The 22,603-nt window shown below is 47.1% G+C and carries 14 protein-coding genes; 12 read left to right on the top strand and 2 right to left on the bottom strand.

The genetic code is table 11. From position 1 onward, the window contains the following. The 7 genes from LZG73_RS15155 to LZG73_RS15125 all read left to right on the top strand — a co-directional run bounded on the left by LZG73_RS15155 (position 1) and on the right by LZG73_RS15125 (position 8,432). Positions 1 to 1,398, top strand: coding sequence for a sulfatase (locus LZG73_RS15155; RefSeq protein ID WP_233851351.1), 1,398 nt, complete (start codon positions 1 to 3; stop codon positions 1,396 to 1,398). Next, the gene (locus LZG73_RS15150; protein ID WP_233851349.1) at positions 1,395 to 2,870 is read left to right on the top strand and encodes a sulfatase-like hydrolase/transferase; all 1,476 of its coding nucleotides are present in this window, start codon (positions 1,395 to 1,397) and stop codon (positions 2,868 to 2,870) included. The genes LZG73_RS15155 and LZG73_RS15150 overlap by 4 nt, the downstream gene beginning before the upstream one ends. Positions 2,871 to 3,150: 280 nt before the next feature. Then, positions 3,151 to 3,873, top strand: coding sequence for a thioredoxin domain-containing protein (locus LZG73_RS15145; RefSeq protein ID WP_233851339.1), 723 nt, complete (start codon positions 3,151 to 3,153; stop codon positions 3,871 to 3,873). Between the two features lie 67 nt (positions 3,874 to 3,940). After that, positions 3,941 to 5,587: an arylsulfatase gene (locus LZG73_RS15140; RefSeq protein ID WP_233851337.1), complete on the top strand. Its 1,647-nt coding sequence runs from the start codon at positions 3,941 to 3,943 to the stop codon at positions 5,585 to 5,587. Positions 5,588 to 5,608: 21 nt separating this feature from the next. After that, a complete protein-coding gene (locus LZG73_RS15135; protein WP_233851335.1) occupies positions 5,609 to 5,908 on the top strand; it encodes a sulfatase in 300 nt (99 codons plus the stop codon). Beyond that, positions 5,833 to 6,930: a sulfatase-like hydrolase/transferase gene (locus LZG73_RS15130; protein WP_233851324.1), complete on the top strand. Its 1,098-nt coding sequence runs from the start codon at positions 5,833 to 5,835 to the stop codon at positions 6,928 to 6,930. Before LZG73_RS15135 ends, LZG73_RS15130 begins: the two co-directional genes overlap by 76 nt. Positions 6,931 to 6,959: 29 nt before the next feature. Continuing rightward, positions 6,960 to 8,432 carry a sulfatase gene (locus LZG73_RS15125; protein WP_233851315.1) on the top strand — a complete coding sequence of 491 codons (1,473 nt, stop codon included), beginning with the start codon at positions 6,960 to 6,962 and terminating at the stop codon, positions 8,430 to 8,432. Between the two features lie 15 nt (positions 8,433 to 8,447). On the opposite strand, the gene LZG73_RS15120 is transcribed toward LZG73_RS15125, so the two are convergent. Further along, on the bottom strand, positions 8,448 to 9,749 hold the full coding sequence (locus tag LZG73_RS15120) for a Gfo/Idh/MocA family protein (protein WP_233851313.1): 1,302 nt from the start codon (positions 9,747 to 9,749) through the stop codon (positions 8,448 to 8,450). Positions 9,750 to 10,104: 355 nt separating this feature from the next. On the opposite strand from LZG73_RS15120, the gene LZG73_RS15115 reads away from it, so the two are divergent. Genes LZG73_RS15115 through LZG73_RS15100 form a run of 4 tightly spaced genes read left to right on the top strand, consistent with a single transcriptional unit; the run spans position 10,105 to position 15,854 of the window. After that, positions 10,105 to 12,474, top strand: a complete 2,370-nt coding sequence (locus tag LZG73_RS15115; RefSeq protein WP_233851311.1) for a TonB-dependent receptor — start codon at positions 10,105 to 10,107, stop codon at positions 12,472 to 12,474. A 33-nt stretch (positions 12,475 to 12,507) separates the two neighbouring features. Continuing rightward, entirely contained in the window at positions 12,508 to 13,752 is a 1,245-nt protein-coding gene (locus tag LZG73_RS15110; protein WP_233851302.1) for a DUF4374 domain-containing protein, read from the top strand. Positions 13,753 to 13,797: 45 nt separating this feature from the next. Further along, positions 13,798 to 15,105, top strand: a complete 1,308-nt coding sequence (locus tag LZG73_RS15105; RefSeq protein WP_233851300.1) for a PepSY domain-containing protein — start codon at positions 13,798 to 13,800, stop codon at positions 15,103 to 15,105. 32 nt (positions 15,106 to 15,137) lie between these two features. Continuing rightward, positions 15,138 to 15,854: a DUF4198 domain-containing protein gene (locus tag LZG73_RS15100; RefSeq protein WP_233851298.1), complete on the top strand. Its 717-nt coding sequence runs from the start codon at positions 15,138 to 15,140 to the stop codon at positions 15,852 to 15,854. Between the two features lie 53 nt (positions 15,855 to 15,907). Here the strand turns inward: LZG73_RS15100 and LZG73_RS15095 are convergent, their stop codons facing one another. Beyond that, complete coding sequence (locus LZG73_RS15095) at positions 15,908 to 18,265, bottom strand: ABC transporter permease (RefSeq protein ID WP_233851296.1); 2,358 nt, start codon at positions 18,263 to 18,265, stop codon at positions 15,908 to 15,910. A 174-nt stretch (positions 18,266 to 18,439) separates the two neighbouring features. Here LZG73_RS15095 and LZG73_RS15090 point away from each other — a divergent pair, with 174 nt between their 5' ends. Continuing rightward, the gene (locus tag LZG73_RS15090; protein WP_233851287.1) at positions 18,440 to 22,603 is read left to right on the top strand and encodes a two-component regulator propeller domain-containing protein; all 4,164 of its coding nucleotides are present in this window, start codon (positions 18,440 to 18,442) and stop codon (positions 22,601 to 22,603) included.

Genomic DNA, 22,603 nt, shown 5'->3' with positions numbered 1-22,603 from the left:
GTGAAAAGAAAACCTGATATCCATTTGACATATCTGCTGATCCTGGCATTGGCTACGCAAATAAGTCACGCGCAATCCACGCCGCAAAAAGGCAAGCCCAACATTGTCATTATCCTCGCAGACGACCTCGGTTATGGCGATATTGGCGCATTCGGCGCGACCGACATTCGCACGCCGAACATTGATAATCTGGCGGCAAAAGGCTTAAAGCTCACTTCGTTTTACTCCACATCGCCCGTTTGCAGTCCGACACGTGCAGCGCTCATCACTGGCCGTTATCCCAAAAGAATGGGCATCGACCACGTCTTTTTTCCCGAAAGCTTTACTGGAATTCCATCCGATGAGGTCACAATAGCCGAAGCATTGAAAGGCAATGGTTACACAACCGCGATTTTTGGAAAATGGCATTTGGGGCACCATAAGCAGTTTTTACCATTACAAAACGGCTTCGACGAGTATTACGGGATTCCTTACAGCAATGATATGCAAGGCGTGGCTTACCTCCGTGGCAATGATGTGGACAGCATCAAGGTCAATCAAAAATACACGACCAAAACTTACACCAATGAGGCCACGCGTTTTATCAGTCAAAACAAAAACAAGCCTTTCTTTCTTTATGTGACGCATAACATGCCGCACGTGCCGATTTACGCTTCACCCGAATTTGAGGGCAAGTCCAAGCACGGTTTGTATGGTGATGTAATCGAAGAGCTGGATTGGAGTGTGGGCGAAATTGTGAAATCTTTAAAAGCCAACGGCTTGGAAGAGAACACATTGGTCGTTTTCACCAGCGACAACGGCCCTTGGCTGATCTTTGACATTGAAGGCGGCTCGGCTGGTCCTTTACGCCAGGGAAAAGGCACCACATTTGAAGGAGGACAGCGCGTTCCGACGGTTGCTTACTGGCCTGGAAAGATCAAGCCGGGCAGCGTTTACGAGGATCTTGCCACCCAGCTAGACTTATATCCGACGATCATCAGCCTCACCAGAAGTCAGAAAACGCAAACCAAAAAGCCACTCGATGGGGAAGACATCAGCCCGGTTTTGTTTGGCACCGGCAACCGGAAAGGAACAGAATTCGCCTATTATTCCAACGGCATCATTGAAGCTTTCCGCCAGGGAGACTGGAAACTGCGCCTGCCGCAAGCAGAAGTCAAACTCAACGACATCACCATTGTTCCGGCTTCTGACACATTGTTATTCAACCTCAAAAATGACATTGGTGAAAAAAATAATCTTGTAAAAACCAATCCCGAAAAAGTAAAAGAGCTGCTTGCCGCCTGGAAGAAATACGAAAGCAACATTGGCCCAACACCGCCCGCGCTCGTCCAGCGAATGCCAGCCGACAACAGCCACATCACCAAACGGGCCGAACGCGCTAAGAAAGGCGGAAAATGAAAAAGATCCTTTATCCTGTTTTCGCATTGTCCGTTCTCCTGTTCTCATTCGGACAACAGCAGCATCACATGAAGCAGCCGAAAAAGCGTCCGAATGTGCTCTTCATTTTTGCTGATGATCAGCGTGCCGACGCACTGGGAGTTGCGGGAAACAAAATTCTCAAAACGCCAAACATTGACCAGATTGCGAGCAACGGGACACGATTTGCCAATTGCTATGTCATGGGCGGTCACATTGGAGCCATTTGTGCGCCAAGTCGCGGCATGTTAATGAGTGGAAAAAGCTTGTTTCATGTGTATGATGTGCTCAAAGGCGTTCATACAATGCCAATGCATTTTGATGAAAACGGCTATGAAACCTTTGGAACAGGCAAATGGCACAACGGCGCTGAAACATTCGAGGCATCATTTCAAAAGGGCAAAACGGTCATGCTAGGCGGCATGAGCGACCATTTTCAGGTGCCGGTGCGGGATTTGGATGGCAATCGCAAGTTAGGCGAGCCCGTCGTTAAAGGTTTTTCAACGGACGTCTTTACGTCATCAGCCATTTCGTATTTGGATGAATATGCAAAAGGTGAAAAGTCGAAGCCGTTTTTCTGTTACATCGCATACACGGCCCCGCATGATCCGCGCTCGCCGCGTGCAGATTACATAGGCATGTATGCCGACAAGGACATTCCGCTGCCAGGAAATTTCAAGAAATTTCATCCATTTAATTTCGGTGAAATGCAGGTTAGGGATGAAAATCTTGCAGCCTGGCCCCGAACGCCTGAGATTGTACAAGCCACGCTGGCGGATTACTATGCATTAATATCGCATTTGGACGCGAAGATCGGCGAGGTGATCCAGTCTTTGAAAGATAAAGGGCTTTATGAAAATACGATCATTGTTTATGCAGCTGACAATGGTCTTGCTGTGGGAAGTCATGGCTTGTTAGGAAAGCAAAGTTTGTATGAGCACAGCATGAAGGTGCCCTTTATTATCGCGGGTCCCGGCATTCCCAAAAAGCAGGTTTCGGAAGCGCTCGTTTACCTGTATGACATTTTCCCGACGCTTGCGGACGTAACAGGGCTTCCTGATCCGAAAGCAATTGATGGACTTAGTCTTGCAGACGTGATCAGCGGCAAGTCAAAAGGCGTGCGCCAAAGCCTGTTTACGGCCTATCGTCATTTTGTGCGTGCAGTCCGCGATAACGAGTGGAAGCTGATCCGCTATCCCGAGCGCGATTACACCCAATTGTTCAATCTCAAAAAAGACCCGCTCGAACTGGATAATCTGGCTGGAAAGAAGGCATTTGCGTACAAAGAGCAGCAGCTAAAAAATTTGCTGATCAAGTGGCAGAAACAAACGGGCGATACATTGTCCTACACAGCTAAAAATATTCTCCCGTTGGCGTATAACCCTGAGCTTTTCGAGCAGGTCATGGATAAAAACCAGCCCAAATACACTGAGGAAAAGTATTTTAAGAAGTAAGCCAGGAATCAGGGAGAATCTGCATTGTTTCTTTGGCATTTTAAAAACATTTACTTTAATTTGTCTATCGGTTTAATAGAGTAATATTCCAATCAGCTAACCACCGGCCGGAATATGCACTCGATGCGCAGGTGAAAACCTGGGCAAATGCTTTACTTCATTATGGTGGTTGAATTCAATCTATGCTTCGTTTTGACATTTTGTAACCCTCGCCGATGGTTACGACAGCCGCCTTGTTTTCCTTTTCAAAATCTAATAATCAATCACAATCAGAATGAAAATGAAAAATTTACGCCCAATCGGAATGCTGCTGTTTGCATTGGTTTTATCGGCCAGCGCATTTGCACAACAAAGTACAAAACGCGAATTGCTTTCGTTTGACGCGTTTGAAGCCAAGCTGAAAGCCGCCGGAAAAGATGCCCAGATCCTAGATGCACGTTTGCCCGAAGAATATGTGCAAAATCATTTGGAAGGAGCGGTTAGTTTCAGCATTGCTGACAAGGCTGATTTTGAAAAACAAAGCGCAAAGCTGGATAAGAACAAACCCACATTTATCTATTCTATTGGAAACGGACGCAGCGGCGTGCTTGCAGCCGATCTTCGCGCGGCAGGCTTCAAGGATGTGACCGAAATTCCAGGCGGTTTGAGCAAATGGATCGGACTTGGCAAACCTGTTATTTCCACAACCGGAAAAGGCCTTACACTTGGTGAATATCAGGCTTCTCTGAACAGTGACAAACTTGTTCTGGTCGACTTCGGCTCGCGCTATTGCCCGGGTTGTAAGAAACTGGACCCGACCATTGATTCTATTAAAACGGAACAGGCGTCCAATGTTAAGGTGATCAAAATTGAGGCTTACGAAAACAAAAGTCTGGTGAAAGAATTGGGCGTTGTGGGATTGCCAACATTGATTCTATACAAAAACAATGAGATTGTTTGGCAGAAAAAAGGCGGCGCTTCGAAGGCTGAGATCGAAAAAGCACTCAAAGGTCAAACACTTTGATCCAATCATCTCTTAATCCATTAAAGAATTTAACGGTGTTAAAAAGCGCATTACATTTTACCAACCTATGAAATTTCAAGTTTTCGTTGCATTAGCATTTTTAGGCTTATCTGACGGCTTTGCACAAAAAAAGCAAGCGGCTGAACAGCGCCCCAATATCATTCTGATCATGGTTGATGATCTGGGTTATTCCGACATCGGTGCTTACGGCTCTGAGATTAAAACGCCCAACCTGGATCAGCTCGCTTCGGAAGGGATTCGCTTCCGTGAGTTTTACAACAATTCTATTTGCGCGCCAACGCGGGCATCATTGATCACAGGCCAATATCCGCACAAGGCCGGCGTAGGTTATTTCAATGTAAACCTGGGACTTCCGGCTTATCAGGGTTATTTAAATAAAGAGTCACTAACCTTTGGCGAAGTGCTGCGCAATGCGGGTTACAGCACATTATTGAGCGGAAAATGGCATGTTGGAAACGACAGTCTAGCCTGGCCCAATCAGCGCGGTTTCGATCGGTTTTACGGTTTCATTGATGGCGCAAGCAATTATTTTGACATTGGTAAATATGGCCAGGCGCCACCAGTTAAACTTATTGAAAACAACAAACGGATCGATCTTCCTGCCGACAAATATTTGACCGACGAGATTACGGACCACGCGATTTCGTTTCTGGACGAGCAAAGCAAAACAGCCAAGCCATTCTTTCTTTATCTGGCCTTTAATGCGCCACATTGGCCTTTGCAAGCGCATGAGGCGGACATTGCCAAATACAAAGGGCGATACAGCATTGGCTGGGACTCGTTAAGGCAAGAGCGGCTGATTAAACAAAAGGCGATTGGCATTGCAAATCCAGGCCAGTCCATTGCGTCGCGGGACAGCGATGTAACGCCGTGGGACAATGTGCCATTTGATGAAAAGCTGCTTTGGGAAAAGAAAATGGAAATTTACGCAGCAATGGTCGACCGGGTCGATCAGAACATTGGCAAGCTGCGCGAACGGTTGAAAGCTTTGAAAAAAGATGACAACACGCTTATCGTTTTCATCTCAGACAATGGTGCACAAGGCGGTTATTCAGGCTCTGCGCCGCGCAAGCCGCAACGCAACTCGGGACCCGCAGGAACGGCAGGTTCTTATGTTTATCAGGATCAACCCTGGGCATATGTTTCGAACACGCCGCATTCGAGTTATAAAAATAACATGCACGAAGGCGGCATCAGCGCACCATTCATTGCGTGGTTCCCAAAACAGATCAAAGGAGGCAATATTGTGAAAGGAACCGGTCACCTCATCGACTTGGCACCAACATTCTATGACATTGCCAAAGCTGCGTATCCTGCTAATTTACAAGGAGTTGTAACAAATAGTCTTCCAGGGAAAAGTCTTCTACCAGTGTTAACCGGCAAAACGGAACAAGTTGAGCGCGCCGAACCGATTTTCTGGGAACGCGCAGGAAATCGTGCGGTTAGGAAGGGAAATTGGAAACTTGTTTCAACATATCCGGGCTACAAATGGGAACTCTACGACATTGAAAAAGACCGCGGCGAAACAACCGACCTCGCCGCAACCCGCACTGAAATCGTCAACGAACTTTCCGCAGATTATTTCCGCTGGGCCGAAAAGACTGGCGTGGTAGATTACGAAAAAATCAAACCCGCTAACCAGATCGGAGCGCCGATTGTCCGTCCGAATCGGCAGGCTGCCAATCTCCGATAACCCGGCGTTTATCTTTTGGTAATGACACAAAAAATAATCTTTTCAGTCCTTTTCTCATTCGTGTGTTTGTTGATTCAGGCGACAAATGCTCATGCGCAGAAACCCAATATCATCTACATTATGGCAGATGATTTGGGTTGGGCGGAATTGGGAGCTTATGGCAACAAATTTAACCAGACGCCCGTGCTGGACAGCCTGGCGAAGAATGGGATTCGCTTTACGCATGCTTACACACCTGCACCGGTTTGCTCGCCCACACGGGTGGCGCTGATGACCGGCCAGCATCCGGCGAAAGTGGCATCACTGATTATTTGGATGTGAAGGATGAAAAGTTTCTCTCACCGGATTACATCACGCTTAATGAACAGCTTGCAAAGGCTGGATATCACAGTGGACTCATTGGAAAGTGGCATTTAACCGGCGATTACGACAAGAAAAAAGGCGCTCCCGACAAGCATGGATGGGACGAGATCATTTGCTCCGAGACGCGCTACATCGCTGGCGGAGCATATTATCATCCGTACTTTTTCATGCCGGAACTGGAAGCGAAAAGTCAAGGCGAATATCTGACCGACAGACTGAACAATGAGGCCGTTGATTTTATCAAAAGAAATCAAAAACAGGCTTTTCTGCTTTATTTGTCGCATTATTCGGTGCACACCAAGTTGAAAGCCAGAACGGATAAGGTCGGTAAACATCAATCCAAGCCCGGAGCGGGAACTGACAAAAATAATCCCGAATTGGCGGCAATGCTCGAAAGCATTGATGACGGAGTAGGGCAAATTGTGCAGACTTTGCGCGCGCTTGGATTGGAAAAAAACACATTGATCATCTTCACTTCCGATAATGGCGGCGAAACGAAAGTCACCTCTAATGCGCCATTGCGCGGAGGCAAGTCGCAATTGTATGAAGGCGGAATCCGCGTTCCATTGATTGCTTACTGGCCTGAGAAAATAAAAGCGGGCGCGACGAGTAGCGTCGCGATAAATACATTGGACATTTTCCCAACTTTCTCCGAAATAGCAGGTCTGGAAGCGTCCGCTGTTACTCCATATTCAGGAACGAGCATTTGGCCATTATTATCTGGAAAAGGCGATATCAAAGCCAGAAACCTTTATTGGCATTATCCGCTTGCGAAGCCGCACTTTCTGGGTGGCCGCTCAGCGGGAGCAATCCGCAGCGGCGATTTCAAGCTGATCGAATTTTTCGATGACCAAACTGCGGAGCTTTACGACTTGAAACAAGATCCATTCGAACAGCACAATCTTGCCGCATCAAATCCTGAAAAAACAAAGGAATTAAAAAAACAATTGGCAAAGTGGCGGGAGGGGATCGCCGAATAAAGCACAGCGAATCGCATAGTCAACATATCATGAAAATTTCATTTAAATCAATCATTCTGGCTGCTTTAACCGGATTCGTGAGTGCAGCCAATGCACAAACGGCTGGCAAGGCCGCGCGGCCCAACATTGTTTTTATTTACACGGATGACCAGCGCTATGATGCATTGAGTGTGGTGCAGCAGGAGCAAGGTGACAAGGCGCGGTTTCCATGGTTTTCGACGCCCAATCTGGATAAGCTTGCCAATGAGGGCGTCCGGTTTCGGAATGCTTTTGTGATCAATTCGCTGTGCTCGCCAAGTCGATCGACATTGCTAAATAGCCGCTACAATCACCTGAATGGCATTGCCAATAACCACACAGGCCTTGCTGATACAACAGTCACTTACGCGACGGAACTGCGAAAAGCCGGATATAGCACAGCATTCTTTGGGAAGTGGCATATGGGCAATGAAACCGGCAAACGCCCGGGATTCGATTACTCGGCAAGCTTTGTGGGGCAAGGAAAATATTTCGATTGCCCCATTGAAGTAAACGGAACGCCTCAGCCAAGTCAGGGCTGGGTGGATGATGTGTCCACAACAAATGCCATTGACTACATTCGGTCCAACAAGGACAAAACGTTTCTGGTGACACTTGCATTCAAATCCGGTCACGGGCCATTTCAGCCTCCGGTTCGACATCAGGAAACTTATGCCAAAGTTTCACTGACCCAGCCCGTTAATAAAAGCAATGGCTTTCCTTACAAAGGTCAGATTGAAACGGGCAAACCCAATGCCAATGCAGCCAACGCAAAAGGCGGCACATGGACGGAGAATAATGAACAGCGCATCAGAGGCTATTTTGGCGCGCTGAAAGGCGTGGATGAAAACGTAGGACGCGTGCTCAAAACGCTCGATTCCTTTGGTTTAGACAACAATACAGTCGTTATATTTTCCAGCGACAACGGATTCTTCTTCGGCGAGCATAGCTTGGGCGACAAGCGCGCAGCGTATGAAGAATCGATCAGAATTCCGCTGCTGGTGCGCTATCCTGCCCGGTTTCCAAAAGGGAAAAAGATTGACAAAATCGTCCTGAACCTGGATGCGGCTCCATCGTTACTTGATCTGGCCGGTGTAAAAGCGCCCGCTTCGTTTCAGGGGAAAAGCTGGGTTCCGCTTGTGGAGGACAAGGCAAAAGAATGGCGCACTTCGTTCTTGTATGAGTATTTCTACGAGAAAGGTTTTGCAACGCCAACCATTAAAGCGATCCGAACCGAAAATAGCAAGCTGATCCTTTATCCAGGTGAGGAAGGCTGGTCAGAGCTTTATGATTTGAGCAAAGATCCGGGTGAGACTTCCAATTTATACAGCTCAAAAGAAGGGGAAAAACTAAAAAACCAGCTTCAAACCGAATTGACAAAACAAGAAAAGGCAGTTGGCTACACCAATCCGGCATTCGCTGATCCGCGGCCGCTGGATGACAAAGGGCAATACATTCGTCCGGCCAAGCAGGTTATCCCTTGACAGCAATGAAAGCGTCTAAGGCAGCTTGTAGCCATTTTGATAGTCCTTGTCTATAAGCTTATTTGCCTGCGCATCGTCGAATTTGCCTTTTTGCGCGTCCCAATTGAGTTTTTTGCCTGTGCGGTAGGCGATATTGCCCATTTGGGATACGATCGCGACGTTTGAACCGACCTGAATAGGCGCATTCAAATCTTCAAGTTTCCGCGAACGGATTACATCAATGAAGTTTTTTGTATGGAGGTCCAAACCATTATCAGATGCCTTCTGAATGGAGACGGCCTCCATTTTTTTCGCTTGCGGCACCACTTCCCAGCTGTTTCTATCGAGCAGAAGTGTGCCGTTGGCCCCCATGAATGCTATGCCATGCTCCCGATTGTAAATGCCGGTGCCATAGCCAATGGCATGTTCCCATTGAATGTCGAAATCATCGAATTCAAACACGGTTGTCATCGTGTCCGGCGCATCAACACCATGATTGAGCGCCATTGAACCGGCTGCCATCACGCTCTTGGGAGCGCCCGCTTTCATGCCCAACAAGGCATAATCCAGCAAATGCACGCCCCAGTCGCTCATAATGCCGCCCGCATAGTCCCAAAACCAGCGGAATGTTCCGTGAAACCGATTTTGATTAAAGGGCCGTTTCGGAGCCGGGCCCAGCCACATGTCATAATCCACTCCCGTCGGAACCGGGCCGTCGGGCAAGCTGGTAAGCGGCGTGCCATAATTGAAGTATCCCCAAACCTTAACCTGCCCGATTTTTCCAAGCTTGCCTGAATGCACAAATTCGATGGCATCCCGGAAATGCTTCTGGCTGCGTTGCCACTGGCCCACCTGCACCACGCGGTTGGTGCGTTCCTGCACTGCCACCATGCTGCGGCATTCTGCAATAGAATTTCCGATCGGTTTTTCAACATACACATCCTTACCAGCCTCGCAGGCGTCGGCCATCATCAGGCAATGCCAATGATCCGGTGAGCCGATCACGACTGCATCAATGTCCTTATCTTCCAGAAGCTTACGATAATCACCATAAGTTTTTACAACCACCCCTTTTGCTGCAAGTTCAGCTGCGCGTTTGTCCAGCACATTTTTGTCGACATCGCAAAGCGCAACGCATTGTACGCCAGGATTTTTCAGCATGGCATTAAGATCTGCCCAGCCCATTCCATTGATTCCAATTGCGGCCACACGAATGTTTTCAGCTGCTGAAAACAGAATAGGAGAAGCGGATAGGGAAGAAGGAAGAAATGCCGAAAGGCCTGCACCGGCAGCCATGGCCGAAGTTGAGCAGATAAATTGTCTCCTGGAAGTTATCATGATAGGAAAGTAGAATATTTCAAATATAAAGAAATATAATGCTATCTATATTCATTCACTGATTTGAACCTCATTAGAGCTGTGGAAGACAAGTTTTAGAAATGTGCGATTATAATTTGCTTTTCACGATTTGGCGTCTACATTTGCATAAATTATAATTAGTCTAAATAGTGATATAGGTCTCTGGTTAGTTATTCTGAAACAAATGCTGCTAAACTAACACGACTCCAATCAACCTCTAATTCCAAATTATGAGATAACATTCCATACAAACAAAAAGGCCGCACGGCGCCAACCGTACGGCCACAACACGCATAGGCGTGTTCACTTTTAAAGTCGTCAAAAATTAAAAGTAATGCAAGTTATAAAAATCTTGATTACAGGCATATTATGTGCCTGTGCATGCGCATCTTTTGCGCAAACGGCCAGTCTGAAAGGAACGGTCAGGTCTGACACGGGCGAGCCGCTTCCGGGTGCAGCCATTATCATTTCGGGTGCATCCAAAGGCACTTTTGCTGATGCAAAGGCGCATTACAGCCTTGAAAATCTCCCTGCGGGACCATTAACCATCGTCGTTTCATTCTTGGGTTTTGAGCCCGAGACCGAGAAAATCACCTTGAAAGAAGGTGAGAGCGTGCAGTCAAACTTCCGTCTGAAAGGCGTTACGCAAGAGCTTGAATCGGTTGCGGTGATCGGCCGCTCGGAGGCTAGGGAAGTGAACCGGCAAGCATACAATGTCACTGCCATTGACGCCAAAAAACTGCAAAATTCCACACTGGACTTGTCACATGCGCTTGACCGTGTTTCAGGAGTTCGTGTGCGTGAAAGCGGGGGCGTGGGTTCCAATATGAATTTTTCGCTAAATGGTTTCACGGGTCGCCAGGTGAAATTTTTCCTCGACGGCGTGCCGATGGATAACTTTGGGTCGTCTTTCCAGCTCAACAACATTCCTATCAACCTGGCCGAGCGGGTTGAGGTTTACAAAGGCGTGGTGCCAATCTGGCTGGGCTCCGATGCATTGGGAGGAGCCGTTAACATTGTAACTGGCTCGCGCCAAAACAGTTATCTCGACGCCTCCTATTCTTACGGCTCGTTCAACACACATCGAACGGGCATTAATGCAGGCTTTACAGGCAAATCCGGCTTCACTTTTCAGGTCAATGCATTCCAGAATTATTCAGATAATAATTACTGGATCAATGTGGACGTGGCCGACGTGAACACGGGCGAATATTTCCGCAACCAGCGCCTGCGCCGTTTTCACGACAATTATCACAATGAAACGCTGATTGCCAATGTGGGTGTCGTCGGAAAGAAATTTGCTGATAAATTGCTCATAGGCATCACATTAGGGCAGAACAGAGCTGAAATTCAGACCGGCGCCCGGATGGTGAGCGTATTCGGGCAGTGGCATCGCAAGGGCAACATTGTCATGCCAAGTTTGAAATATCAGAAAAAGGATTTGTTTGTCAAAGGGCTGAATGTGAGCCTTTCCGCCAACTACAATCTGGGTCAGGAGCAGAATGTGGACACGGTTTACAGACGTTACAACTGGTTTCAGCAATTCAAACAATATGAAGGCCTCGGCAGCGAACGCGAACGCTCACTTTACAAATTCCGAAATAACAATGGTCTCGTGACCGCAAATGTCACTTACCAGCTCGACGAACGCCATTCCATCACGATCAACAACGTTTATAACACCTTCAACCGGAAGGGTCGCGACGAGCTTTATCCGGATGCGGATCGCTACGAGCAGCCGCGTTTTAACACGAAGAATGTGCTCGGTTTGGGTTACAAGTTCGATTACAGCGAGCGTTGGAACACGTCCGTTTTCTTAAAACAATTTTCACAGTTTAATAAATATTCCGTCACTTACAACCCCACCGGAAACTATGGCGATGTAGCCTACAAAGTGCAGAAAAACCGTTTCGACAAGTTTGGTTACGGCATTGCCTCCACTTATTTTTTGTTTAAAAATTTACAGCTGAAAGGCTCCTACGAAAAAAGTTACCGCCTGCCTGAAACCGACGAGTTATACGGCGATTTGCTGAATCTGGAAGGCAATATTGACCTGGATCCCGAAAGCAGCGACAACTATAATCTGGGTTTCAGCTATCAGACCCATTTCAGCAAAGTGCATCGCATTAGTCTGGATGCCAATGTATTGTATCGCAATGCGCAAGGATTCATCCGCCCCAAATTGAATGCAAACCAGACCAAGCAAGTAATGGACAACCTCGCCGACGTGACCAATTTCGGTGTGGATGGTGAGGTCCGTTATTCTTTCAAACAGCTTTTTACGGCCGGTGTTAACCTCACTTATCAGGACCTGCGCAACAACACGCGTTTTGAAGACGGCTACACGACCGAAAGCCCACTTTACCGCGACCGCATTCCAAACATGCCATTCCTGTTCGGCAATGCGGATGCGTCAGTTTTTTTCAAGGATTTTGGTTCAAAAGGCAACACATTAACGCTCGGCTACAACCTGCTTTTTGTACATGCCTATTATCTGTATTGGCCGAGCCTGGGCAGCGACAAATTGGACATTCCGCGCCAGCTAAGCCACGATGTGAATGTGGTTTACGCCATGGCAAACGGGAAATACAATGTTTCCGTAGAATGCAAAAACCTGCTTGACGCGCGCCTTTACGACAATTTCAGCTTGCAAAAACCCAGTCGCGGCATTTACGCCAAGCTGCGCTATTACATCAGTAAATAATTCTTTGTCTGTATATTTTATCCCAATCCAAAAATGAAAAGCTCAATCAAAAGCCTTGCGCTGGGACTCGGTCTCGGCATATTTTTAGCTGCGTGCAGCAGCGACAGCAATGTAACGCCCGGTCCGGGAGAAGGCGGGACAGCCAAAACAAAATACGTGATTTCGGCCCTGCCCGTAGGTTCAACCGGCATAGCAGATTATTTGCTGACTGCCGAAAGCCTGACATCAGGAACTGTTTCAACCGTGGGGAATGGCAAGGAGCAGGACGGGACTTACCGTTATTATGTGACGCACAAAAACCGCTTTTTCAGTCTGCTTTACGGACAGGGAAATCCGGGAGCCGTTACCACTTACAATCTGGACGCGACAGGCGGACTGAATAAAGTATCTGATTTTCAGGCCGAAACGGTGCAGGTTTTCGCGCCGGTGAATGATGATCTGCTAACCGTTAAAGTGCCACGAAGCGGCAATGAGAGCGCCTCTTTTTACCGCATTGATGCAACGCAGTCTAAAATCGTTGGTGAAGCACAGGTTAACATTGTAAAACTTGCCGGAAATGGCGAGCGGGCACATTTTACCTGGGCCACACAAGTTGGAGATAAGGTTTACGCGCCTTATATGAGCATCAAAGGCGTTGCGCCGGATGTATTTGGAACGAGCTATCCCGACAGCGCCTGGATAGCAGTGCTTTCTTATCCTGGCCTCACGGTAGAAAAGGTCATTAAGGACAACCGCATTGGTTTCATTGGCCGCTATTTTAACAATGGTCTTGCCGTGGACGAAGAAGGCGACGTTTACGCATACTCTGCTTCCGTTGGAACAAGCAGTGGCAAGATCACCTCTACAAAACCTTCCGCTATTGTGCGCATTAAGAAAGGAACAACAGAATTTGACAAAAGTTATCTGTTCAATGTAGAGCAGGCAGCGGGTGGCTATAACATCAGCTCACAGCTTTATGTGGGAAAAGGAAATTTCATTTTGACAATGACCAGTCCTGCTGAAAAAGGTGCATATGCCGTTGGAAAACGCTTCGCGGCTGTCAATGTATACACACAAACGTTTAAATGGATCGATGGCATGCCCGACGCCGCTTCCATTTCCAATGTAACGACAATGAATTACTCACCAAAAGACGGCAAAGCGGGTTACATCGGCATTACACAAACGGACGGAACAAGTTATGTGTATGAACTCGACGCAGTTGCAGCCAAAGGAACGCGCGGCCTCAAAGTGGAAGGCGGCGTGATCACAGCCATCAATGTGCTGAATTACGAATAGACTATTTCCAATCCTTGCAATATCAACTTCAAACCAGGGCAAATCATGTCTACTTTCAAAAAAATCAACAACTGGCTGCATCTCTGGCTTGGCCTGATCTCGGGGATCATTGTCTCTATCGTCTGCATTACGGGATGCATTTGGGTTTTTAATGATGAGATTACCGGCATGTTGGAGCCTGAAACCCGCATTGAAAAACAGGATAAAGTCGTATTAATGCCTTCCCAGCTGATGAAAGTAGCCGCGGAAACGCACCCTGGTTTGAAAGTTTCCTATGCCACTTATCAGCAGGGAAGGGCCATTTACCTGGGCCTGGGCGAACGTCGCGGTCCTAATGTAACGTTGCGCGTTGATCCTTACACGGGAAAGGTTATCTCTGAAAAAGTGCACAAAAAAGGCGAAACGGACTTCTTCCGCTGGGTTTTAAATGGCCACCGCTTTCTGTGGATGCCGGTTGAAATTGGTCGGCCGATTGTCAATTACGGCACATTGGTTTTTGTGATTCTGTTGATCACCGGGCTGATCTGGTGGTATCCTAAAAAATGGTCGAAGAGCACGCGGGACAAAAGCTTCAAGATCAAATGGAGCGGCACCTGGAAACGCGTTAATCTTGATTTGCACAATGTTCTGGGATTTTACTCCCTCCTGTTTCTGCTTGCCATTGCGCTCACGGGCATGGTTTACGGAATCGAATGGTATAGCGACGGGCTGTACTGGGTAACCTCGGGCGGCGAACAACTCGAAAAGCGTGACAAGATCAAATCAGATTCGCTTAATGCACATAAATATTTCACACCAGAGCAGGCGATTGACAAAGCCTGGCTGACCATTGCGACAAGATATCCTAAATCCAAGGGATTCTATTACACTTTTCCCGACACAGCCAAAGCTGCTTCGCCTATTTTGGTGACGGTTTATCCAAGTTCCGGGCAGTTTTACAATTCACTAAGCCACGCGTTTGATCAGCATACGGTCAAAGAGTTGAAGGCCAATGCGGTTTACGGAACGCCTTTCGAGCAGGCAGGTTTTGGTGCCAAATTGCGCCGGATGAATTACGACATTCACGTCGGCAGCATTCTCGGTTTTCCAGGAAAAGTGCTTGCATTTCTGGCTTCACTGATTGGTGCGTCACTTCCCGTAACAGGTTTCATTGTCTGGTGGAACCGCAAGGGTTTTGGAACAAAAAAAGGGAAAAAAGCAAAATCAAAAGGTCTGAAAATGGACGAAAAGGCGCTTGTGCCAGGGAAGTTTGCAGTGAAAAAACCTCTAAAACCGAAAACCGCCAGGCCGGTTATGACCAGCTTTTCAACGATTAAAAACGACAATAGCAATCAGAGTGAGCGCTTTATTTAACCAATATTCAATCATTTAAAAATCCTAAAATCATGTTGAAAAAACTCATATTAATAGGCTTATTTGCTATTTGCGGTGCCGCTAATGCATTTGCCCATGCACTTTGGATCGAAACCAGCACAACCGGCAAAGCGGGGCAAAAGCAGTCGGTTAAGATCATTTACAGCGAGCCCGACGACAAGCCGGAAAAACTTGCAGACTGGTATTCCGATGTGAAGGAATTCGAGCTTTGGCTAACAGGCCCTGACAAGCAAAAAGTGAAGATTCCTGTAACCGCCGGAGAAGATCATTTTACCGCTGAATTCACACCTCAAAAAGACGGCGTTTATTCACTTTCGATTAGCAAATCGGCCAAGGATCTGGGTGGCTCAACCATTTACCAGTTCAATGCAGGCGCGATAGTGAAGGTGGGAAATTCGCTGACAGGCAATGATGCGGCCCATAATGGCAATGAAATTAGTGTATTTACCGATGCTGCGAAAGATTTTAAAGCCAATAAACCTTTGCAAATGACAACGCTTTTAAAGGGAAAACCGGCTGATAAGCTGCAAGTTAGCATTGCTTCGCCAACTGGCTGGAACCGAAATGTGAGCTCCAATGCAAGCGGTGTCGCTGAATTCACACCCATATGGGCCGGAACCTACAAACTGGAAGCATCCGCCACTGAAAAAACGGAAGGCGATCACTTCGGAAAGCCATATAAATCGATCTGGCGTTGCGCGACATTGCTGGTTAGCGTCGCAGAATAAGAGGTTAAGCATTAATAAAAAAGGTTGGCTGTCTGACAGCCAACCTTTTCATTTTACTCCGCCTTAATCGATTGAACTGGGTTGGCTGTGGCGGCTTTGATGCTTTGAAAACAGATGGTGATTAATGCGGTGATCATTGCCAGCAAGCCAGCCAGCAGGAAAATCCACCAGGGAAGTTCAACCTTGTAGGCAAAGTCTTTCAGCCAATGATCCATTGCAAACCAGGCAATCGGAGAAGCGATTACGATGGCGATGAAAACCAGTTTTAGGAAATCTTTGGAGATCAATGTTGTAATGTTCAACACCGTTGCCCCCAGCACTTTTCTAATGCCGATTTCCTTCGTGCGCTGTTCCGTTGTAAATGATGTCAACCCGAGCAACCCCAGGCAAGAAATGACAATTGCGACTCCCGCAAAGAAATTAAAAAGCTGTCCCGTTTGCTGTTCTGTCCGATAAAGCGCATTATAACTAGCGTCCAAAAATGCGTATTCGAACGGATAAGCAGGCATATATTGCTTCCACAATTGCTCCGCTTTGGCCAATGCTGCGGGCGCGAGTTGTCCGGTCGTATGCACATGCACCCGGAAATTCTGGTTTGGATGACTGTATATTACGAGCGGCATAATGGGCTCGCGAATGGTGGTAATGTTGAAATCCTTCACGACGCCAATGATAATTCCTTCCGTTTTGTCGAGTTTAAACCGTTTTCCAATCGGATCTTTTAATCCAGTTTGCTTAACAGCCGTTTCGTTCAGGATAATGGCGGTGGAATCTGCTTTGGTGCCCCTGAAATTTTGGCCGGCAAGCAGTTTTAATTTAAAATTTGGAATGAAATCATGATCCACGCCCAGCTGTGCCATAATCAGCGTCCTGTCTTTGGCTTTGCCATCCCAATCTGTTGATATCGTGCCGGTTAGAACATTCACAGGCGTATCCGTGGAAGTGCTGACGCCCAAAACACTCGATTCCTGACTCAGCGCTTGCTTAATCTGCGGTGTAAAATCGCGTCCATCGAACGTGAAAGTGTGTTTTCGGTCAAAACCCGGATCTCTTTCCCTGATAAAGCGCATCTGACTGCCAATCACAAAAGTGCCCACAATGAGCATGGTCGCCAGTGCGAACTGCGCAACGACCAACGATTTGCGCAGCATTGCGCCGCTGGCCTGGGTCGATCGTCCTTTGAGGGCCTTGATGGGATTGAATCCTGAGATTAGAAACGCCGGATAAATGCCTGCGAGCAAGAAACAGAAGGTTAACGCGCCAAACAGGAGTTGCCACGCGTGCGGATCAAAAAGTGAAAAATGACCCGACTTTCCTGTAATGCTCCTGTAAAATGGCAGAAAACCTTGCAGCAGCGCGATTGATAAAATTAAAGCCAGGCTTAATGTTAACAACGATTCCACCAAAAGCTGGATCGCAAGTTGCTTTGAACCAGCGCCAACGACTTTGCGAATGCCGATCTCTTTGGAGCGCCTCGTTGCCCGTGCGGTGGTGAGATTGACATAATTAATGCAGCCAATGCTCAGCAAAAACAAGGCAACGGCTCCCATAATGCCCACTTGACTGGCAGCTGATTCATTTCCCTCAACGCTGTAAAGATGGATTTCAGTAAGCGGCTGCAACTGGAAATCAGACGGATTTGCGGCGTCTTTGTGCGCATTAGCCTGAATCAAGGTCAGCTTTTTTGCAACGGTTAAGGGATCTGCATGGGCCGCCAATTTGACGTAAGTCCCAAATCCATAATCCTCCCAATTTTCGTCTACCGAGCGACCACCTTTTTGCGGATCAAGCGTTTTCAAAATGGCCAGGTTCACATACATATCACGTATGAACGAGGAATTGTCGGGAGCATTTTTCAAAACTGCGCTTACAATAAACGTGGCATTGCTTTCAACATTGATGAAGGTTTTGCCAATGGCGTCAGTCGTTCCGAAGAATTTTTGAGCCAGTTTTTCAGAAATCACAACTGCATTAGGAGCTGAAAAAGGGGCTTCTTTATTGCCATAAAGCACTTTGAAGCCATTGAAGACATCTAGGAAGTTCGTGTCAGCATAGGCCAGATTATCTTTTTCTGCGAATGTCTTATCGTTAACCCGAAACGTTGCCGATGGATAATCGCCCATGCGAACCGCGGTTTCTACTTCTGGCACTTGGCTTTGTGCAGCCACCGCGATGGGGCCGGGCGTGGATGTGGAAGTATATTCATCCTCACCTTTTCCAAAATGTGCATTAACCTGGTAAATCCGCTCGGCATCGGCATGGAAACGGTCGAAACTCAACTCATCCTGAACCCACCAAAATAAAAGCAGACTAACAGCCAGCACCACGGCCAGGCCGCCAATGTTTAGTGCTGAATACCAGCCTCCTGAACGCAGATTTCGAACAGCAACTTTAAAATAATTTCGGATCATGGGCCAAGAATATTAAGTATTTACTAGTAGTACTAACTTAGTAGTAGTAATGTTGCAAGAGCCTGAATGGTGACGTTGTTTTACGGGTTTTTTTGTCTTAATTGCTTTCCGATTCCAGCTCCGGAATGGCTGGGGCGTTTTGATTTTCTGCGTATTCTGAATCGTGTCAAGTAAATGAAAAAAGCGCTCTACGCTGCCTTTATCGGGATTTCAATTTTGCTATCGAATGTGTCCGTTAACTTTGGACAGGCCCTCCGCTTCAAACATTTGACCACAAATGAAGGACTTTCACAAAGTCACGTTATTTCGATCCTCAATGACAAAAAAGGTTTCATGTGGTTCGGCACCGAAGACGGGCTTAACAAATATGACGGTTACACTTTCACGCATTTTAAACACGATTTTCAGGACAAAGGCAGCATTATTGACAGCTATATCGGCGACTTGCTTGAAGACGCGGAAGGGAACCTTTGGATTGGAACTTCGAGCGGCCTGGACCATTACGACCGCGAAAAAAACAACTTTGTACATTACTCGGAAAAGGGCAGCACGCGCGAGATCAACGATATTTTCCAGGATAGCAAACACCGGATCTGGCTCGGAACAAGCGATGGACTTTTTCTATTTGATCCAAAAAAACGTTCTTTTAAATCTTACCAAAATCTGGGTGATCGCAGACAAACGCCCGTCAAAGCATTCGTCTATCGCATTGCGGAGGACCGCGACGGCTCATTATGGCTTGGAACGGAGCGTGGATTGTATCACCTTGATCCCGAAACGCTCAAATTCAGCGCTTATTTCCAGGATGCCAAGAATGCAAAAGCACTTCGCTCTGACTGGGTCAATGCGCTTTGTATTGACTTGAAAGGCAATGTTTGGATCGGGACAAAAGGCGGCGGCTTGTCGCTTTTCAACCGCAAGGACAACACTTTCCGCACTTTTTTACATGATCCATCCAATGCTAATTCTCTTGCTTACAACGACATTCTTTCCATCGCAGAAGTAAAGGAAGGGCAATTGTGGATCGGGACGGAGAATGGTGGGTTGAGCATTTATGATGTGAAAACGTCGCATTTCGAGACTTACGCTAACAATCCGAGTGAACCGGGCACACTTGGAAATAATTCGCTGTATTGCATTTATAAGGATAAAGCCGAAAATGTCTGGATCGGGACTTACGCCGGCGGCGTGGATTTTTTACCAAAAGTGGGTCCCAAATTCACGACTTACCGAAATGTCTTCAACGATCCGACGAGCCTCAGTAACAACACTGTGCTGGCTATACGCGGCGATGGCACGAGCGATCGCATTTGGGTTGGAACAGACGGCGGTGGCTTGGATGTATTTAACCGAAAAACAAAAAAGTTTGCCCATATTCGGCAAGACAAAAGCAATCCCAACTCCATCACGAATGACTATGTAATTGCCGTCATTCACTATTCAAAAGATGTGCTTTGCCTTGGGTTTCACAATGGCGGATTTGATTTTTTGAATGTCAAAACGGGCGCAGTGCAGCACCATATGCCGCGCCCGATGGGCTCCAATAGTCTGTCCATCTCGGATGTCAATAATCTGTTTAAAGACCGTGAGGGCAATCTTTGGATCGGAACTTGGAAAGGCGGACTTAATTTTTACAATCCTTCCCTGGATCAATATGTGCAGTATTTGCCCGATCCGAAAGATCCGGGAAGCATTAGCGTTTCCATAGTGACCACAGTTCATCAGGACAAAAAAGGGGAGATTTGGGTTGGCACTTACAATGGCCTCGACAAGCTGGAACCGGACCGCAAGCATTTCAAGCATTATCGCCATGATCCTAACAACAAAAACAGCATTTCGCACGCCAAAGTGCAATCCATACTGGAAGCGGAGGATGGCAATTTCTGGATCGGGACTGTGGGGGGCGGACTCAATCATTTTGACCGCAAAACGGAGACATTCAGAGCTTATACGGAAAAGGATGGACTGTCAAGCAATGTGGTTTTTGCAATGCTCAAAGATCGCCATAACAACTTGTGGCTGAGTACAAACAAAGGGATTTCGAAGTTTAACACCCAAACAAAAACATTTCGAAATTTCGGTGTGAAAGATGGGTTGCAGGGAAGCGAGTTTCGCGACAATTCTGCATTTCAGACTGCAGACGGGCAAATGTTTTTTGGTGGCGTCAGCGGCATGGATGCGTTCTATCCCGACAGTTTGCAATACAACACATTTACGCCGCCCGTTTATGTGACGGGTTTCCAAATTTTTAACAAAAAAGTGCGGGTTGGCGACAAAAACTCACCGTTGCAAAAGCACATCAGCGAAACAAGGGACATTAAGCTGTCTTATGGGCAATCCGTTTTCACTTTCGAATTCGCGGCGCTTAATTACACGGTTCCGGAAAAAAATCAATACGCGTATATCCTGGAAGGTTTCGACGCCGATTGGAATTATGTGGGCACAAAAAGAACCGCCACTTACACAAACCTGGATCCGGGCACTTACACATTCCGTGTGAAAGCATCAAACAATGACGGTTACTGGAATAACAAAGGCACATTCATCACCATCACAATCGCGCCGCCTTTCTGGCGCACATGGTGGTTTGAATTGCTATGCGTCGTTTTGTTAATTGCGCTGATTATCGGCACTTACCGGATCAGGACTTACACGATTCGCAAGCAGAAAAGAGAACTCGAAAGGCAGATTAGGGAGCGGACAAAACAGCTGGAACGCGCCATTGAGGAAGAAAAGAATGCAAAACAACGCGCTGAGCTGGCCAATCGGGCTAAAAGTTCGTTTCTGGCCGTGATGAGTCATGAAATCCGCACGCCGATGAATGGCGTCATCGGCATGGCGTCGCTGCTTGCCGAAACTTCCCTGAATGATGACCAGCTGAACTATACGAAGTCCATTCAGGCTTGCGGAGAGGATTTGCTCACCGTTATCAATGATATTCTTGATTTTTCCAAAATAGAATCGGGCAATATGGAGCTGGAAGAGAGCGATTTCAACCTCCGCGCATGCATTGAAGAAGTGATGGATCTGTTCACTTTGAAGGCAAGCGAATTGCAAATTGACCTTTTGTATAAAATCCAAAGCAATGTGCCCGCGCAGCTCATCGGCGACAGTTTGCGGCTCCGCCAGATCATCATTAATCTGGTCGGGAATGCGATCAAATTTACGCGCGAAGGAGAGGTTTATCTGCACATTTCAGTCGGTAAGCTGCTTTCTGACAATAAGTTGCAACTGAACTTTACGATTAAGGATACGGGCATTGGCATTACGGAAGACAAAATGGACCGTTTGTTCAAAGCATTTTCACAAGTGGATTCATCCACGACGCGTCAATATGGCGGCACGGGACTTGGTCTGGTGATTTGTGAAAAGCTGGTGCGGCTGATGGGCGGCGAAATTAATGTTAGCAGTCAGGCGGGGCAGGGGAGCGTTTTCAGTTTTACGGTGCAGATGAAAGCAGAAGAGCAGCAACCCGTTTCTGCTCAAAAATTCAATCATCTTGCAGGCGGAAAATATAAAATTCTGATCGTGGATGATAACAAAACGAGCCGGGAAAATCTGGCAGCGCAGCTTAGTGAATGGCAGCTGAATGTCCTGGCCGCCGAAAATGGTCAACAGGCGCTTGCTGTCTTGCGTGCCAACCGGGACATTCATTTGGTGCTGACGGACATGGATATGCCTGATATGGACGGCGCTGGGTTGGCTGAAAACATCAAGCAAAACTATCCCGAAACCCCTGTTATCCTGCTGAATTCCAGAGCATTTGATAACCAGTATTTCGAGGCAGATCTGTTTAATGCGGTGCTTTTGAAACCAGCGCGGCAGGGTTTGCTTTACAAAAGCATTAACCGTGAGTTGAGCAGACAAAAAGATGAATCGGAAAATGTGCTTTCGGAAGCGGAAGCTGTTAAAAAGAAGCTGAGCAAAGATTTTGCAACCAAATATCCATTATCAATTCTTGTCGCAGAAGATAATAAGGTTAACCAGATCGTTATCACCGACATGCTTTCCAAACTTGGTTACACAACAGATATGGTCACGGACGGCTCGCAGGCTTGGAAAATGTCTCAGCAAAAAAGCTACGATATCATATTAATGGACATTCAAATGCCATATATGGACGGATTGGAAGCAACCAGACTGATCAAAAAAGAGTCGGCGGAACTGCCATACATTATTGCCATGACAGCCAATGCAATGCAGGAAGACAGGGAACGTTGCGTGGCGGCGGGGATGGACGATTACATCAGCAAACCGCTCAAACCGGAGCAATTGATGGATCTGCTTGAAAAATGGGCAAGGCAACTGCAAGGCGCAATGCGATTGTCAAAAGAATAA

Origin of the sequence: Dyadobacter sp. CY326 (assembly GCF_021390515.1) — a bacterium.
In the GTDB taxonomy this organism is placed as follows: domain Bacteria; phylum Bacteroidota; class Bacteroidia; order Cytophagales; family Spirosomataceae; genus Dyadobacter.
This window is presented reverse-complemented; position numbering and strand designations above follow the sequence as displayed.